The organism is Streptomyces sp. NBC_01439 (assembly GCF_036227605.1).
Classification (GTDB): Bacteria; Actinomycetota; Actinomycetes; order Streptomycetales; family Streptomycetaceae; genus Streptomyces.
Genome location: NZ_CP109487.1, coordinates 7654298 through 7670000 on the forward strand (window position 1 = coordinate 7654298; position 15703 = coordinate 7670000).

General features: G+C 72.7%; 15 protein-coding genes (1 of these 15 only partly in view). 7 read left to right on the forward strand and 8 right to left on the reverse strand.

Annotated features, from left to right (window positions below):
- Positions 1 to 327 precede the first annotated feature (327 nt).
- The 4 genes from OG207_RS34930 to OG207_RS34945 are packed head-to-tail and all read left to right on the forward strand — an operon-like array spanning position 328 to position 4657.
- Complete coding sequence (locus tag OG207_RS34930; protein WP_329104225.1) at positions 328 to 3138, forward strand: nitrate- and nitrite sensing domain-containing protein; 2811 nt, start codon at positions 328 to 330, stop codon at positions 3136 to 3138.
- Positions 3135 to 3572, forward strand: coding sequence for a roadblock/LC7 domain-containing protein (locus OG207_RS34935; RefSeq protein ID WP_030016314.1), 438 nt, complete (start codon positions 3135 to 3137; stop codon positions 3570 to 3572). The genes OG207_RS34930 and OG207_RS34935 overlap by 4 nt, the downstream gene beginning before the upstream one ends.
- A 10-nt stretch (positions 3573 to 3582) precedes the next feature.
- A complete protein-coding gene (locus OG207_RS34940; RefSeq protein WP_329104227.1) occupies positions 3583 to 4050 on the forward strand; it encodes a DUF742 domain-containing protein in 468 nt (155 codons plus the stop codon).
- Positions 4031 to 4657: a GTP-binding protein gene (locus OG207_RS34945; protein WP_030016310.1), complete on the forward strand. Its 627-nt coding sequence runs from the start codon at positions 4031 to 4033 to the stop codon at positions 4655 to 4657. The genes OG207_RS34940 and OG207_RS34945 overlap by 20 nt, the downstream gene beginning before the upstream one ends.
- Positions 4658 to 4802: 145 nt before the next feature.
- On the opposite strand, the gene OG207_RS34950 is transcribed toward OG207_RS34945, so the two are convergent.
- From OG207_RS34950 to OG207_RS34960, 3 genes are read right to left on the reverse strand one after another with little or no spacing between them, the layout of a single operon-like run.
- The gene (locus OG207_RS34950; protein ID WP_329104229.1) at positions 4803 to 5999 is read right to left on the reverse strand and encodes a lipid-transfer protein; all 1197 of its coding nucleotides are present in this window, start codon (positions 5997 to 5999) and stop codon (positions 4803 to 4805) included.
- Positions 5996 to 6490 (reverse strand): Zn-ribbon domain-containing OB-fold protein, encoded by a 495-nt coding sequence (locus OG207_RS34955; RefSeq protein WP_329104231.1) that lies wholly within the window; start codon positions 6488 to 6490, stop codon positions 5996 to 5998. Before OG207_RS34955 ends, OG207_RS34950 begins: the two co-directional genes overlap by 4 nt.
- A gap of 34 nt (positions 6491 to 6524) precedes the next feature.
- Positions 6525 to 6893 carry a DUF962 domain-containing protein gene (locus OG207_RS34960; protein ID WP_329104233.1) on the reverse strand — a complete coding sequence of 123 codons (369 nt, stop codon included), beginning with the start codon at positions 6891 to 6893 and terminating at the stop codon, positions 6525 to 6527.
- A gap of 185 nt (positions 6894 to 7078) precedes the next feature.
- On the opposite strand from OG207_RS34960, the gene OG207_RS34965 reads away from it, so the two are divergent.
- A complete protein-coding gene (locus tag OG207_RS34965; protein WP_329104235.1) occupies positions 7079 to 7588 on the forward strand; it encodes an NUDIX domain-containing protein in 510 nt (169 codons plus the stop codon).
- 77 nt (positions 7589 to 7665) lie between these two features.
- On the opposite strand, the gene OG207_RS34970 is transcribed toward OG207_RS34965, so the two are convergent.
- The 4 genes from OG207_RS34970 to OG207_RS34985 all read right to left on the reverse strand — a co-directional run bounded on the left by OG207_RS34970 (position 7666) and on the right by OG207_RS34985 (position 11579).
- Complete coding sequence (locus OG207_RS34970) at positions 7666 to 8103, reverse strand: SRPBCC family protein (protein WP_329104237.1); 438 nt, start codon at positions 8101 to 8103, stop codon at positions 7666 to 7668.
- 36 nt (positions 8104 to 8139) lie between these two features.
- Positions 8140 to 8484 carry an ArsR/SmtB family transcription factor gene (locus OG207_RS34975; protein ID WP_329104239.1) on the reverse strand — a complete coding sequence of 115 codons (345 nt, stop codon included), beginning with the start codon at positions 8482 to 8484 and terminating at the stop codon, positions 8140 to 8142.
- A complete protein-coding gene (locus tag OG207_RS34980) occupies positions 8481 to 8966 on the reverse strand; it encodes an SRPBCC domain-containing protein (protein WP_329104241.1) in 486 nt (161 codons plus the stop codon). The genes OG207_RS34975 and OG207_RS34980 overlap by 4 nt, the downstream gene beginning before the upstream one ends.
- Before the next feature lie 264 nt (positions 8967 to 9230).
- On the reverse strand, positions 9231 to 11579 hold the full coding sequence (locus tag OG207_RS34985) for a glycoside hydrolase family 31 protein (RefSeq protein ID WP_329104243.1): 2349 nt from the start codon (positions 11577 to 11579) through the stop codon (positions 9231 to 9233).
- A gap of 220 nt (positions 11580 to 11799) precedes the next feature.
- On the opposite strand from OG207_RS34985, the gene OG207_RS34990 reads away from it, so the two are divergent.
- Both OG207_RS34990 and OG207_RS34995 read left to right on the forward strand, forming a co-directional pair.
- Positions 11800 to 13776, forward strand: a complete 1977-nt coding sequence (locus OG207_RS34990; protein ID WP_329104245.1) for an acetoacetate--CoA ligase — start codon at positions 11800 to 11802, stop codon at positions 13774 to 13776.
- 63 nt (positions 13777 to 13839) lie between these two features.
- On the forward strand, positions 13840 to 14763 hold the full coding sequence (locus OG207_RS34995) for a hypothetical protein (RefSeq protein WP_329104248.1): 924 nt from the start codon (positions 13840 to 13842) through the stop codon (positions 14761 to 14763).
- A gap of 69 nt (positions 14764 to 14832) precedes the next feature.
- On the opposite strand, the gene ptsP is transcribed toward OG207_RS34995, so the two are convergent.
- Positions 14833 to 15703 carry the 3' portion of a phosphoenolpyruvate--protein phosphotransferase gene (gene ptsP, locus OG207_RS35000; protein WP_329104250.1) on the reverse strand. It continues 800 nt past the right edge of the window, so only the last 871 of its 1671 coding nucleotides appear in the window; its start codon lies off the right edge, out of view — the gene reads right to left on this strand; its stop codon occupies positions 14833 to 14835.

The window sequence follows — 15703 nt, forward strand, 5'->3', positions numbered from 1 at the left end:
GCCCCCTCGAACAGACAGACGTTCGGCGGCGCCGAGAGATTCCCGGATCGCGGATGCCCCTGCCCGGCCGGAACGATCGCGGAACGAGTAATTCCAGCCATCCATCCGGTTGCGGGAACTGACGCCCCACCGAGTGTCATCTGCCACATATCGGGCTGCTGTTGACCGGAAGTGTCGGACAACTGGTGATCTTCCTCCCGGGGTCAGGCCGAAAACGTCCGGACACGCCTTCGAAGCTGCCTCCCAGCAGTAGTAGGCTCACGCCGTTTAAATGACGGAACACCGACCCCCGGTAACGGGGTTGACCTGGGGGAGGCTGGGGAGGCCATGCGCTTTCGCGGGAAGTCCATCCGCCGGAAGATCGTGGCGTTGCTCCTTGTGCCGCTCGTCTCCCTGACCGCCCTCTGGGGCTTCGCGACAGTCATCACCGGCCGTGAGGCCATCCAACTCTTCGACGTGGCCTACATCATCGACAAGGTCGGCTACCCCGTCGAAGACGTCGCCCGCGTCATCCAGAAGGAACGGCGCCAGACCCTGGTCGTCCTCGGCGACCCCCGGGCCGCCACCGCCACGGCTGAACTCACCAAGCGCCGAGCCGAAACCGACCTGGCCGTCGAGAGGATCAGCCTCAGCGCCCGCGACGCCAAGGTCAGCGACGAGCTGAGCCCGCAGAGCGCCCAGCGCCTGCACTCGATCGTCGCCGCCTTCCAGGGCATCGGCACCATGCGCCGCTCCGTCGACCAGAACGCCCTGGACCCCACGCAGGCCCTGGACCTGTACAACCGGCTGGTCGACCCCTGCTACGACTTCCTCATGAACCTCCACGGCCTGGACAACGTGGAGGTCGACAAGGAAGGCCGCGCCCTCGTCGGCATCAGCCGCGCCCGCGAACTGCTCTCCCGCGAGGACGCCGTCATCGCCTCGGCCCTCGCCGCGCGCAACGTCACCGCTCCCGACGTCCGCCACGTCTCCGACTTCGTCGCCAAGCGCACCCTGCTCTACGAGTTCAACCTCGTGACCCTCCCCGCCGAGGACCGGGAGCGCTTCGAGAAGTACTGGAAGGACCCCGAGACCCAGGCCCTGCGCGACGCCGAGGAACGCTTCATCGTCGGCGGCGCCGTCAACAAGCCGCGCAGCGTCACCGCCGCCCAGTGGGACGAGGCCTCCACCAAGGTCCTCGACGACCTGGCCACGATGAACACCGACGCCGGCAACCGCTACCAGGAGCGCATCGAGCCCGTCGCCACGGACGTCATGGTCCAGGCCGCCGCCGCCGGCGTCCTCGGCTTCCTCGCCCTGATCGTGTCCCTGGTGCTCTCCGTACGCATTGGCCGCGACCTCGTCCGCGACCTGTCCCGGCTGCGCAAGGAGGCCCACGAGGCCTCCGGCGTCCGGCTGCCCAGCGTGATGCGCCGCCTCGCCGCGGGCGAGCACGTCGACGTGGAGACCGAGTCGCCCCAGCTCGAATACGAGAAGGACGAGGTCGGCCAGGTCGGCCAGGCCCTCAACACCCTCCAGCGCGCCGCCGTCGAAGCCGCCGTCAAGCAAGCCGACCTGCGCCGCGGGGTCTCCGAGGTGTTCGTCAACCTGGCCCGCCGCAACCAGGTGCTGCTGCACCGCCAGCTGACCCTCCTCGACACGATGGAACGCCGTACCGAGGACACCGAGGAACTGGCCGACCTCTTCCGCCTCGACCACATGACCACTCGCATGCGCCGCCACGCCGAGGGCCTCGTGATCCTCTCCGGCGCCGCGCCCTCCCGCCAGTGGCGCAAGCCCGTCCAGCTGATGGACGTCGTACGCGCCGCCGTCGCCGAGGTCGAGGACTACGAGCGCATCGAGGTGCGCCGGCTCACGCGCCTGGGCATCGTCGGCCCGGCCGTCGCCGACGTCACCCACCTCATCGCCGAACTCCTGGAGAACGCCACCGTGTTCTCGCCGCCGCACACCGCGGTCCAGGTGCACGGCGAGCGCGTCGCCAACGGCTTCACCCTGGAGATCCACGACCGCGGCCTCGGCATGACCCCGGAAGCGCTGCTCGACGCGAACCTCCGGCTCGCCGAGACCCCCGAGTTCGAGCTCTCCGACACCGACCGGCTCGGCCTGTTCGTCGTCAGCCGCCTCGCCCAGCGCCACAGCGTCAAGGTCGTCCTCCAGCCCAGCCCGTACGGGGGCACCACCGCGGTGCTCTTCCTCCCCGCGGCCCTGCTGACCGAGGCCCCCGAGACCAACGGTGCGGGCGCGCGGTTCGACGGCGCCCGCGCCGCGGCCAAGCCCCTCAGGTCCGACAAGGTCGGCCACCTCGGCCGCGCCGGGTCCGAGCGGCCCGCGGCCGCCGCCATGGAGCGCGCGACCTCCGGCCGCCAGCTGCCCGTCGCCGAACTGCGCGGCCCGGTCGAGCTGGAGGCACCGCTCCCGGTCGGCGGGCTGGACCGGCTGGACGGCCTCGACGACCCCGCCGCGCTCGACGACGCCCCCACGGCGATCACGAGCCGCACCGCCGCCGCCCGCCCGGTCATGGCCACGCTCGACGACGAGACCCCGCCGAACGGCATCCCGCGCAGCGCCCTCCTGGGCCTGCGCCCGGCGGACCGGCCGCACACCGACCGGCACGCGGACCGCAGCGGCTCCCGCAAGGGCGACCGCGAGCCGCACGCACCCACCGGCCCGGTCCGGCTGGACACCCAGCGCGTGGAGACCCCGCGTCCGGACGGCCCCCGCTCCCAGGGCGCCGTACCGCTGCCGCGCCGCCGCCCGACCCCGACCCTCGTAGCAGAGCACGGCCGCCGGGTGGAGCCCCGCCCGGTGTCCGTGGTCCCGCAGCCCTCCCCGGTCCCCGCGACCGGATCCGATGCCGGGGCCGCCGTACCCGGCCCCGACATCGGCGGGCTGCCCCGCCGGGTCCGCCAGGCCAGCCTGGCGCCCCAGCTCAAGAAGTCCCCGTCCGCCGCACCCGCCGAAGCCGCCCCCGACCAGGTGGCCGACCGCGACGCGGAAGACGTACGTACGCGCATGTCCGCACTCCAGCGCGGCTGGACGGCGGGCCGCAACCAGCACGCACAGCAGAAGTCCGAGACCGAGGCAGGCACATCCGCCGCCGGCGGTCCCGCGAACGAGAACGAAGGGGACGGTCGATGACCGCACCGCAGACCGGCAACGACACCAGGGGCCGCGGCTCCGGCCCGCTCAACTGGCTCCTCGACGAGCTCGTCGACCGGGTCGGATCCATCCGCAAGGCGGTGGTCCTCTCCGGCGACGGCCTGCCCACCGGCAGCTCCAAGGACCTGACCCGCGAAGACAGCGAGCACCTGGCGGCGGTCGCCTCCGGCTTCCACAGCCTGGCCAAGGGGGTCGGCCGGCACTTCGACTCCGGCCGGGTCCGCCAGACCGTGGTCGAGCTCGACGAGGCCTTCCTCTTCGTCATGGCCGCGGGCGACGGCAGCTGCCTGGCCGTCCTGGCCGACGCCGACTCCGACGTCGGCCAGGTGGCGTACGAGATGACGCTGATGGTCAAGCGCGTCGGCGACCACCTGGCGACCGCCCCGCGCACTGGGCTGCCAGCCGGAGGGTGAGTCGTAAGGCATGAGCGATTCAGGCCAGGACCACCCCACCGGCATTCCCGGCGGCTTCACCGTCGACGCGTCCTACTCCGACCCCGACCAACTGGACCCCGACCACGCGCACTGGTTCGACGACGACGCGGGGCCCGTCGTCCGCCCGTACGCCATGACCCGCGGCCGGACCAGCCACACGGGCCAGCACCGACTCGACCTGATCGCGCTCGTCGTCGCCGAACCGGCGGCAGACGATCCGGTTTGGGACATGACCCTCTCCCCGGAACACGCCCACATCCTCGGGCTGTGCCGGGGCCGACCGCAGTCGGTCGCCGAACTCGCGGCCGATCTCGACCTCGCGGTCGGGGTCGTCCGCGTCCTGATCGGCGACCTGGTCGACGAGGAACTGGTCCACGTGACCAGGCCGGTACCGCCGGCCGAACTGCCCGATGAATCCATTCTGCGTGAGGTGATCGATGGCCTTCGGGCGCTTTAGCCGCACCGGTGCCATGCACGCGGTGTCGCCGGTCGAGCCGCTGACCTTGAAGATCCTGGTCGCGGGCGGCTTCGGGGTGGGCAAGACCACCCTGGTCAGCGCGGTGAGCGAAATCAGACCGCTCCGCACCGAGGAACGGCTCTCCGAGCCGGGCGTCGGTGTCGACGACACGGGGGGAGTGGAAGGCAAGAGCACCACCACCGTGGCCATGGACTTCGGGCGCATCACGCTCCGCGAGGACCTGGTGCTGTACCTGTTCGGCACCCCCGGGCAGGACCGCTTCTGGTTCCTGTGGGACGAGCTCGCACAGGGGTCGCTCGGCGCCGTCGTCCTCGCGGACACCCGCCGCCTCGCCGACTGCTTCGCCGCCATCGACTACTTCGAGCGGCGCGCGATCCCGTTCGTCGTCGCGGTCAACTGCTTCGACGGAGCCGACCGGCACCCCGTGGTGACCGTACGGACGGCACTGGACCTCGACCCCGGGGTACCGGTGCTGCTGTGCGACGCACGGGACCGGGAATCCGTGAAGGACGTGCTGGTGGGGGTCGTGGAACACGCGATGTCCCTGGCACGCGAGCGGCGCCGGAGCCTCTCGGCGGGCGCCTGACACGGAGGCGGCCCGTACCCCCGCCGACTGGGGTACGGGCCGCAGCTCTCACGGGGGGACCGGGGCCCCGGTCGCGGCGCGGGACTGTGGAGCGAGTGTGAACCTGCCGCCGGGAGCCGTCAAGCGTTCGGACAACACCAGCAGTTCAGCGCACGACGACGACCGCGGACCCGTGCCCGAACAGCCCCTGGTTCGCCGTGATCCCGGCCCGCGCACCGGGCACCTGCCGCTCCCCGGCCGTACCGCGCAACTGCCAGGTCAGCTCACACACCTGCGCGATGGCCTGCGCCGGCACCGCCTCCCCGAAGGAAGCCAGCCCGCCACTGGCGTTGACCGGGATCCGGCCACCCAGCGCCGTCGCCCCCTCCCGTACGAGCTTCGCCCCCTCACCTTCCCCGCAGAGCCCGATGTCCTCGTACCACTCCAGCTCCAGGGCGGTGGACAGGTCGTACACCTCGGCCAGGGAGAGGTCGTCCGGGCCGAGCCCCGCCTCCTCGTAGGCGGCGCGCGCGATCGAGGACCTGAAGGACCCGGCCGCCGGCGCCACCGCCATCGCCACCGCCGAGTCGGTGGCGATGTCCGGCAGGTCCAGCACCGTCCGCGGATAGGTGGGCGTCACCGTCGAGACGGCGCGGATCCGCACCGGATCGGCCACCCCGCGCGCACGGGCGAAGTCCATGCTGGTGAGCACCAGGGCCGCGCCCCCGTCGGAGGTGGCGCAGATGTCGAGCAGCCGAAGCGGATCGGCGACCACCGCCGAAGCGGCCACCTCCTCGGCGGTGACCTTCCTGCGGTAGCGGGCGTGCGGATTGAGCAGCCCTGCCGCCGCGTTCTTCACCTTGACCTGGGCGAAGTCCTCGGGGGTGTCCCCGTGGAGGGCCATCCGGCGCCGGGCGTAGAGCGCGAAGTAGGCAGGGTTGGTGGCGCCGAGCACGCGGAACCGCAGCCAGTCCGGATCGTCGGGCCGATCGCCACCGGCCGGTGCGAAGAACCCCTTGGGCGCGGCGTCCGCGCCGACCACGAGCACCACGTCGGCCAGGCCGGCCAGGATCTGCGCGCGGGCGGCTCCGATGGCCTGGGCGCCGGACGCGCAGGCCGCGTACACGCTGGTCACCCGTGCGCCCTGCCAGCCGAGAGCCCGGGCGAACGTGGCGCCCGCCACGTAGCCCGGGTAGCCGGAACGCACGGTGTCGGCGCCGACGATCGACTGCACCTGCGTCCAGTCCAGTCCGGCGTCGGCCAGTGCCGCCCGCGCGGCGACCCGCCCGTATTCGACGAAACTGCGGCCCCATTTGCCCCAGGGGTGCATACCGGCCCCGAGGACGGCGATGTCGGCGCTCACTCGGCGCCTCCCACCGGCCGGAACTGCCAGGTGGTCCAGACGGTCCCGGTGGTCCCGGTGGTCCCCGTGGCGCCGGCGGTCCCGGCATCCTCGTTCAATACGCCCCCGACCACCTCGACCTCCATCCCGACCGCGAGGTCGGCGACCCCCACCCCCGGCGCGGCCTGCCCCAGGACCACCATCGCCTCGGCCTCCAGTTCCACCGCGACCAGCGTGTACGGCTCCCAGGGCGCGGCCGGATCGGACACGTACGGCGCGGGCGGCCGATAGCGCCCGTCGGTGTAGGACCAGACCCGGCCCCGTGGGGACAGCGGCACCTCGGCGAGCTCGCCGCCGCCCGGGCAGCGCGGATTGCGGCAGTAGGCGTCCTCGCGGGGGAAGAACACCGCGGTACAGGCCGAGCATCGGGTGCCGAGCAGTCGGAAGCCGCCGCCGTCCGGTGCGTCCTCGGTGAACCACCCGCTCACGACGGGTGTGCGTGTGCGTGCCACGATGCCCCTCCCTGGTCAAACTTCTGACGGATCGTCAGGAGTCTGCCACGGGCGGTCGTCCCTGACACGGGTTCTCGGCGAGCCACTTCTGCGCGATCTCGCCCAGCTCCGCGTCGCGCCCGGCCAGCATCATCCGGATCATCTGCGCGTCCCCGCGCAGCGACCATCCGGGATGACCGAAGGAGGCCGGGTTGTTCCCCTCGATCAGGAAGTGCGCGGACCAGGCGGTCCCGTACCCGATCAGGGGGAGGGCGGCGAGGTAGCGCCGGCGGCCGCGCGCCAGCCCGTAGGCGCTCACGGCCAGCCCGGTCAGGGTGCCCGTGAGATGGATCCAGCGGGTGGCCGCGCGCGAGTGCATCGCGACGTAGTAGGGCCAGAACTCCTCGTACGAGGTGAAGGTCATGCGGGCAAGGTACTCACGGCCGCACGACGGCGACAGCGACGGGGAGGGTCGACATGCATACCGCTACCCGCCTCGGGCCCCGTGCGCGGCACGCCATCACCGCCGGGGCGGGCCCGAACGGGCCGCCGGCCGGCAGGGGGCCGCAACAGCCGCCGTCCACAGACCCCTTGGCATACCATCGCCGGATGTCGGCACACCTGAAGGACTCGCACTGCTCCACCTGCGGAGCCCCGTACTCCAGCCCCGAGTGGCCCCGCACCTGCGCGGCCTGCGGGGCGACCGCCTACCGCAATCCGCTCCCGGTGGCCGTCACCCTTCTGCCCGTCGAGGATGCGGACGGCACCGGCCTCGTGGTCATCACCCGCACCATCGAACCGGCCCTCGGCGGCGTCGCCCTCCCCGGCGGCTTCATCGACTTCGGCGAGGACTGGCGCGACGCGGTCGTCCGTGAACTCTTCGAGGAGACCGGCATCACGGCCCCGGCCTCGGAGGTCGTCCTGGCCGACGCCCTGAGCTCCCCGGCGGGCCACCTCCTCCTCTTCGGGCTCCTCCCGGCCCGCCCGGCCGCGGAACTGCCCGCCTCGAAGCCGACGGACGAGACCACGGGCTGGCACGTCCTGCGCACCCCCTCGGCGCTGGCCTTCCCCTTGCACACCCAGGCGGCGGCGTCCTGGTTCGCCGGCAAGTACGCCTGAACCGACCCCGTGGGCCCGACCCCGTGGGCCCGACCCCGTGGGTCGGGAACACGGCGTCGGGCCCTGCGCAAGCGACGTCAGTGCCAGTTGCTGATCTGTACGTCGCGCGGGTGCGGCGCGCCGGAGCCCGTCTCCACCAGGGACTTCAGGCTCATCAGGAAGATCGCCCACTTGGTGCTGCAGTGGTTCATGAACTCGACCGGTTCGCGCCAGCCCGCGTGCGCGAACCTGACGATCGTCCACTCGCCGTCCCGGGTCAGTTCGAAGCTCACCGTCGTCCCGACCCACTCGGCCGGACCGTCGGCGACCTCCCACAGCACCCGTGTGTTCGGCCGCAGTTCGAGCACCTTCATGTCGAAGCCGCCGAGGTCGCCGAACCGGAACTCCAGGACGCCGTCGCCGTTCCCGCTCGTGTCGGTCGTCCACCAGGCGGCCAGTCCCTCGACCGTGGTGAGCGCTTCGTACACCTTCTCCGGGGTCGCGGTGATGCCTACCCGGTGCAGGATGTCCACCATCTCGCTCTCCTCACTCCTGAATGTCGCGTCTCCGCGTCACTGCTTCTCGTTCTTGGCCCGTTGGATCGCTTCGGCGAGGCTCTTGACGCGCCGCAGCCGGGCGTCCCACATCTCGCCGACCGAGTTCAGCTGCGCCACGGCCCGGGCCAACTGGGCCTCGTCCACCCGGTAGCGCTTCTCCCGTCCCGCCGGCGTCGACCGGACCAGCCCGACCCGGTCGAGCACGGTCAGGTGTTTGGTCACGGCCTGTCTGGTCACCGGCAGGTGCACGCTGAGGGTGGTCGCGGTCCCCTGGCCGTCGGCCAGCAGGAGGTCGATCATCCGGCGCCGGGTCGGGTCGCCTATCGCGGACCAGAGGTCGTCGTCGACGGCGGTGCTCATCGCGCGGCCGCCAGTCGATCGGCCGTCGCCACCAGGCGCGGCAGGTAGAAGTCCCAGCCCTGCCGGTGGTCGTCGTAGTGGGCTTCGAGCACGGCGGCCTCCCAGCCCCGCTCGCGGTAGCCGCTCTCGCGGAAGCGGACCGTGGTTCCCGTACCCGCGGGTAGGAGCTCGAAGGTCACCAGTAGCGAGTTGCCAGGACCCGCCGCTTCCGTCTGCGTCTCGTCGTAGGTCCACCGGAACGAGAACATCCGCGGCGGGTCGGCCTCGACGACCGTGAACGGCGCGGACTGCTGCCGACCGGTGTCCTGATCCGTCCACGTGAGACGGGCGGTCGCGCCCGCGGCCGGCTCGAACGCGGTGGTCTCGGCGCTCCACCACTCCCGGATGTGCTCGGGGCTGCTCAGCACCTCGAACACCACCTCGGGCGAGGCGTCGATGTGCAGCTCGCGCTCGATGCTCCCGTACTCCATGGCCGTCTCCATCTTTCGCAACCTTCGGTTGCATATAAAGCTAGCCCCCCTCCGGTCGATACGCAACCGATGGTTGCGTATCGACCGGAGGAGCCCCGGAGGAGCCCCGGAGGAGGCATGGAGGAGGCATGGAGGAGGCATGGAGGAGGCATGGAGGAGGCATGGAGGAGGCATGGAGGAGGCATGGAGGAGGCATGGAGGGGGCCCGGGGGAGGCCCGGGGAGGCCCGGAGGAGGCGGCGACACCACGGGCCTGCGCGGCCACCGGCCCGTGCGCCTACAGGCCCCGCACGGTGACCCCCTCCACCCGGTTCCCCGACTCGTCCTCCACCACCACCGCGTCACCCAGCCACCGCACCGCGTACCGCTCCACCTCACCCGCCCCGAAACCCGGCCCCGGGTCCCGGATCACCACCCCGCCCCCCGTGCGCCCCCGCGCCGGAGCCCAGACCTCCAGCTCCACCCCGTCGCCGGAGGCGGCACGCACCGGCAGCACCGCCCCCGCCCGTGCCAGCACCGGGATCCGGCCCTGCGGCGCGTCCAGCAGGATCTGCCCCGGGCCCTCGTACGCCGCCCCCGTCGCCGTGTCGTACCAGCGCCCCCGCGGCAGCCGCACCGCCCGCCGGTCCGCCCCGCACTCCAGCACCGGCGCCACCAGCAGCGCGTCACCCAGCAGGAACGCGTCCTCGCAGTCCCGCAGCCGCCGGTCCTCCGGCGTCCCCCACCAGACCGGCCGCACGTACGGGGCGCCCGTCCGCCGCGCCAGATGGGCCAGCGTCACGAAGTACGGCCGCAGCCGCTCCCGCTCCGCCATCACCGCCCGGGCCTGCTCCGTCACCTCCGGCCCGAACTCCCACGGCTCCCGCCGTCCCGCCCAGATCGCCGAGTGGGTCCGGAACAGCGGCAGGTAGGACCCCAATTGCAGCCACCGCACGTACAACTCCGGCGACGGGGAACCCCCGAACCCCCCGACGTCCGGGCCCGAGTACGGCACCCCGCACAGCCCGAGCCCCAACACCAGCGCCAGCGAGGCCCGCAGCCCCTCCCAGCTGGACTCCACGTCCCCCGACCACGTGCCCCCGTACCGCTGCATCCCCGCCCACCCCGACCGCGAGAACAGGAACGGCCGCTCGGCGGGCCGCAGCCGAACCAGCCCCTCCCACCCCGCCCGCGCCATCCCCAGCGCGTACACGTTGTGCCCCTCGCGGTGGTCGCCGCCCGCCCCGTCCAGCGCGTGCCGCGCCGACCTCGGCAGCGTCGTGTCCCCGAACGGCGCAAAGGACACCGGCTCGTTCATGTCGTGCCAGAAACCGGCGAAGCCCTGCGCGAGCCGCTCCTCGTACAGCCCGCCCCACCACTCCCGCACCGCCGGATCCGTGAAGTCCGGGTACGCGCACTCGCCCGGCCACACCTCACCGCGCACCTCCCCGCCCCGCGCGTCCCGCACGAAGGCCCCGCCCGCCCCCACCGTCAGCCCCGACGCGTGCACCCCGTCACCCGCCTTGACCGCCGGGTCCACGATCGACACGAGCCGCACCCCGGACTCCCCCAACTCGCGTGCCAGTCCGGGCAGATCGGGGAACCGCCCCTGGTCCACCGTGAACACCCGGTGCCCGTCGTAGTGGTCGATGTCCAGGTGTACGGCCGACAGCGCGAGCCCGCGCGACGCGTACCCCGCCACCACCCGCCGCACCTCTTCCGCGCTCCCGAACCCCCACCGCGCGTGCTGGTACCCCAGCGCCCACTCCGGCGGCACCGCGGCCGCGCCCGTCAGCCCCGACCACCCCTGCAACACCCGCGCCGGCGTCCCCACCAGCACCCAGCACCGCAGCGGCCCGCCCTCCATCCGCAGCTCGCTCGCCCCCGGCCGGTCCGCCCCCGAACCGGCGCCCTCCTCACCCTCGCGCAGCACCACCCGCCCGTCCCACGAGTTGTCGTGGAACACCAGGTGCGTCCCCGCGTCCGCGACCACCAGCTGCACCGGCATCGTCAGGTACAGCGGATCGGCCCCCGGCCCGAAGCCCCCCTTCGGATCCGTGTTCCACAGCCGGTACGCCCCGTCCCGCAGCCGCGGCCCGGCGGCCCGCCCACCCAGCCCGAAGAACCGCGCGTCCGCCGGCACCTCGCTCCGCTGCGACCACCGCGCCGCACCCATCCGCGGATCCACCGGCTCCCACCACCGCGGCGGCGCCTCCCGCCGCAGCACCGTCCCGCCCGGCGTGCGCACCTCCAGAGCCCCGTGCCGCGACACCGCCACCGTCACCCGCTCCGACACCACCCGCCAGCCGCCCCCGGTGTCCGGCTCCAGCACGGCCCGCGGATCCGGCTCGGGGCCGTCGCCCACCACCGCGTACGAGGGCGTCGGCCCGGCCCCGTCCCAGCTCCAGAACACCGCGCCGCCCACCATCACCCGCACCAGCAGCTCGGAACGCGCGAACCGCAGCACGCCCCCGCCCGGCCGGGCCTCCGTACCGGTCAGCAGCCCGGGGACGCGCGCCCGCTCCGCGCCCCGGCGCGGAAGCCCCACCGCGTCCGAGCGCCGGTGGCGCCAGGCCGAGCGCCAGGCGCGCCGACCGCGCTCCGTACCGATGTCTTTCACCGCACGTACCAGATCACGACCGTTCATGCCGCTCACCCTGCCACCGGCCCCCGACCGAGGGGACGGCGTTCAACTGTCGTTCACCCGGCAGCGGACCCCCGTGTCGATCATCCGACCCGCCAGGACGGCCCTGGTGCAGCGGACGATCACATGGCATGGTCCCTGTGAGCCGCTGCGCCCACACCCCCGCGCGACGGCACCGTACGCACACGAAGCGCGAGCCGCAGACTTGACCGGGAGCCGACCCATGACCTCAGCCACGCAGCCGGAACCCCTCTGGGCGCCGGGCCCCGACCGGATCGCCGCGGCCCGGATCACCGCCTTCCAGGCCTGGGCCGCCGAGCGCCACGGAGCCCCCGCCGACGGCGGCTACCCCGCCCTGCACAGCTGGTCCGTCGACGAGCTCGACACCTTCTGGCAGGCCGTCGCCGAGTGGTTCGACGTCCGCTTCACCACCCCGTACGCATCAGTCCTCGCCGACCGCTCCATGCCCGGCGCGCAGTGGTTCACCGGAGCCACCCTCAACTACGCCGAGCACGCCCTGCGCGCCGCCGAGGACCCGGCCCGCGCCGACGACCCCGCCCTGCTGTACGTGGACGAGACCCACGAGTCCGTCCCGGTCACCTGGGCCGAGCTCCGCCGCCAGGTCGGCTCGCTCGCGGCCGAACTGCGCGCCCTCGGCGTACGCCCCGGCGACCGGATCAGCGGCTACCTCCCCAACATCCCCGAGGCCGTCGTCGCCCTCCTCGCCACCGCCGCCGTCGGCGGGGTCTGGACCTCCTGCGCCCCCGACTTCGGAGCCCGCAGCGTCCTCGACCGCTTCCAGCAGGTCGAGCCCGTCGTCCTGTTCACCGTGGACGGCTACCGCTACGGCGGCAAGGAGCACGACCGCCGCGACACCGTCGCCGAGCTCCGCGCGGACCTCCCGTCCCTGCGCGCCGTCGTCCACATCCCGCTCCTCGGCACGCCCGCCCCCGAAGGCGCCCTCGACTGGTCCGCCCTGACCTCGGGCGACACCGAGCCCGCCTTCGAGCCGGTCCCCTTCGACCACCCCCTCTGGGTGCTGTACTCCTCCGGTACGACCGGGCTCCCCAAGGCCATCGTCCAGTCCCAGGGCGGCATCCTCCTCGAACACCTCAAGCAGCTCGGCCTGCACTGCGACCTCGGCCCCGAGGACCGGTTCTTCTGGTACACCTCCACCGGCTGGATGATGTGGAACTTCCTCGTCTCCGGCCTGCTCACCGGCACGACCGTCGTCCTCTACGACGGCAGCCCCGGCTACCCCGACACGGGCGCCCAGTGGCGCATCGCCGAGCGCACCCGCGCCACCCTGTACGGCACCTCCGCCGCCTACGTCATGGCCTGCCGCAAGGCCGAGGTCCACCCGGCCCGCGACTTCAACCTCTCCGCCGTGAAGTGCGTGGCCACCACCGGCTCCCCGCTCCCGCCCGACGGCTTCCGCTGGCTCCACGAGGAGGTCGCCGAAGACCTCTGGATCGCCTCCGTCAGCGGCGGCACCGACGTCTGCAGCTGCTTCGCGGGCGCCGTCCCCACCCTCCCGGTGCACATCGGCGAACTCCAGGCCGCCTGCCTCGGCACGGACCTCCAGGCCTGGGACCCCTCCGGCAAGCCGGTCACCAGTGAGGTCGGCGAGCTCGTCGTCACCAACCCCATGCCGTCCATGCCGATCCACTTCTGGAACGACCCCGACGGCAGCCGCTACCGCGACAGCTACTTCGAGATGTTCCCGGGCGTCTGGCGCCACGGCGACTGGATCACCCTCACCGACCACGGCTCGGTGATCATCCACGGCCGCTCCGACTCCACGCTCAACCGCCAAGGCGTCCGGATGGGCTCCGCCGACATCTACGAAGCCGTCGAACGCCTTCCCGAGATCAAGGAATCCCTGGTCATCGGCCTGGAGGAGCCCAACGGCGGCTACTGGATGCCGCTCTTCGTCCACCTCGTCCCCGGCGCGACCCTCGACGACGACCTGCGCGCCCGGATCAAGGCGACGATCCGCGAGGAACTCTCCCCGCGCCACGTCCCCGACGAGATCATCGAAGTCCCCGGCATCCCGCACACCCTCACCGGCAAGCGCATCGAGGTCCCGGTCAAGCGCCTCCTGCAGGGCGCACCCCTGGCCAAGGCGGTCAACCCGGGCTCCGTCGACAACCTCGACCTCCTCCACTTCTACGAGGAGCTGGCCCGCACCCGCGGCTGAGGCCAATGTCAGTGGCGATGGCTACTCTGAGTGAGCAAGCGATTGCGATGCTCAGGGGGAGCCATGCCACGCAAGAACGACACCGGTGCGCGTACGGGCGCGCACCGAACCCGTACCACCGACCGGCGCCGACTGCTGCGCCGCGAGGTCCCCGGCACCATCGGCCTCCTGGCCGACGCCGGGGACTTCGCGGCCATGCGCGGCTACCGCAGCTTCACCTTCGACGACCACCAGGACTACCTCCACCACGTGGACGGCCTGCTCAGGTCCCTCGCGGCCCAGGGCATCCACACCACCGTCGCCCTCTTCGATCCCGAGGAGTACGCCGAATTCTGCGGGGAGACCGGCCTCGACCCGGACACCGCCGAAACCCGCGCCCGCTTCACCGCAGAGCTGGCCGGCAGCGGCGCCCTCCTGCCCTACAGCGGCCAGCCCATCGACGAGCTCGTCCCGCTCCTCGTCGACGAAGCCGTCCGCCAAGCCACCTGGGAGTACGCCACCGGCGTCCTCGCCGAGGTCGGCCACTGCGCGGACTGCGGCGAGGACATCGGCCACTCCTCCTTCGACCGCGCCACCGACGCGCTCAAACGCCTCGTGGCCGGCGCCGGACCCGGCCACCACCACTTCGTCTGCAGCATCCCGACCGAAGCACAACAGCTCGTCGCCGTCCTACACGCCGACGCCACCGACGACCCGGACACACCGCCGCGCATCGACGGCCGGGCAGGCCTCGACTTCGTGACGGTCCTCGCCGCGGGACTCGCCCTCGGCGGCCCCGGGGGACTGGTGGTCCGCACCACCGGTGAGGGCCGCCGGGACCGGGTCCACGGCTGGCGCCTGGACCGCGGCCGGCTCACCGCCCTGTCGGCCGCGGCCGTTTTCAACGCCTACTGCACCGACGCCGACACCGGAGACCCCGTCGCCCCCGAATCGGGCGTCGAATACTGCCCGGGATACGAGGTCGACGCACCCGGACCGCACCACTGACCGGCCCGGAACGGACCGAGGGGCCCTCGCCACCGGCGAAGGCCCCTCTACACCACCCGCACCAACCGGCTACTCGCCGGACAGCACCGCCTGCGCGGCCACACGAGCCTCCTCGGCGCTGTCCGCCGCACGGGCCGCCGCCGCGGCACGCTCGCACTGGGCCAGCGTGTACTTGGCGAGCGTCGCCCGGACGTAGGGAATCGAAGCGGCACCCATCGAAAGGGAGGTGACACCCAAACCGGTCAGCACGCAGGCCAGCAGCGGATCGGAAGCGGCCTCACCACACACGCCGCAGCTCTTGCCCTCCGCCTTGGCGGCATCCGCCGACAGGGCGATCAGGTCGAGCAGCGCCGGCTGCCACGGGTCCTGGAGCCGCGAGACGGCGCCGACCTGACGGTCTGCGGCGAAGGCGTACTGGGCCAGGTCGTTCGTGCCCAGCGACAGGAACTCGACTTCCTGGAGGATGGAGCGCGCCCGCAGCGCGGCGGAAGGGATCTCCACCATCGCCCCGAACTTCGCCTTCAGACCGGCCTCCCGACAGGCGTCCGCGAAGGCTTTGGCATCGATCCGGTCGGCGACCATCGGCGCCATGACCTCGAGGTAGACCGGCAGCCCCTCGGCGGCCTTGGCCAGCGCGGTGAGCTGCGTGCGCAGCACGTCCGGGTGGTCCAGCAGTGAGCGCAGCCCGCGCACACCCAGGGCCGGGTTGGGCTCGTCGCCCGGCGTCAGGAAGTCCAGCGGCTTGTCGGCGCCGGCATCGAGCACCCGTACGACGACCCGGCCCTCGGGGAAGGCTTCGAGCACCTTGCGGTAGGACTCGATCTGCTTCTCCTCGGACGGCGCCTTCTTGCTGTCGTCCAGGAAGAGGAACTCGGTGCGGAACAGACCCACACCCTCCGCCCCCGCCTCGACGGCGGCCGGCACGTCCGCGGGACCGCCG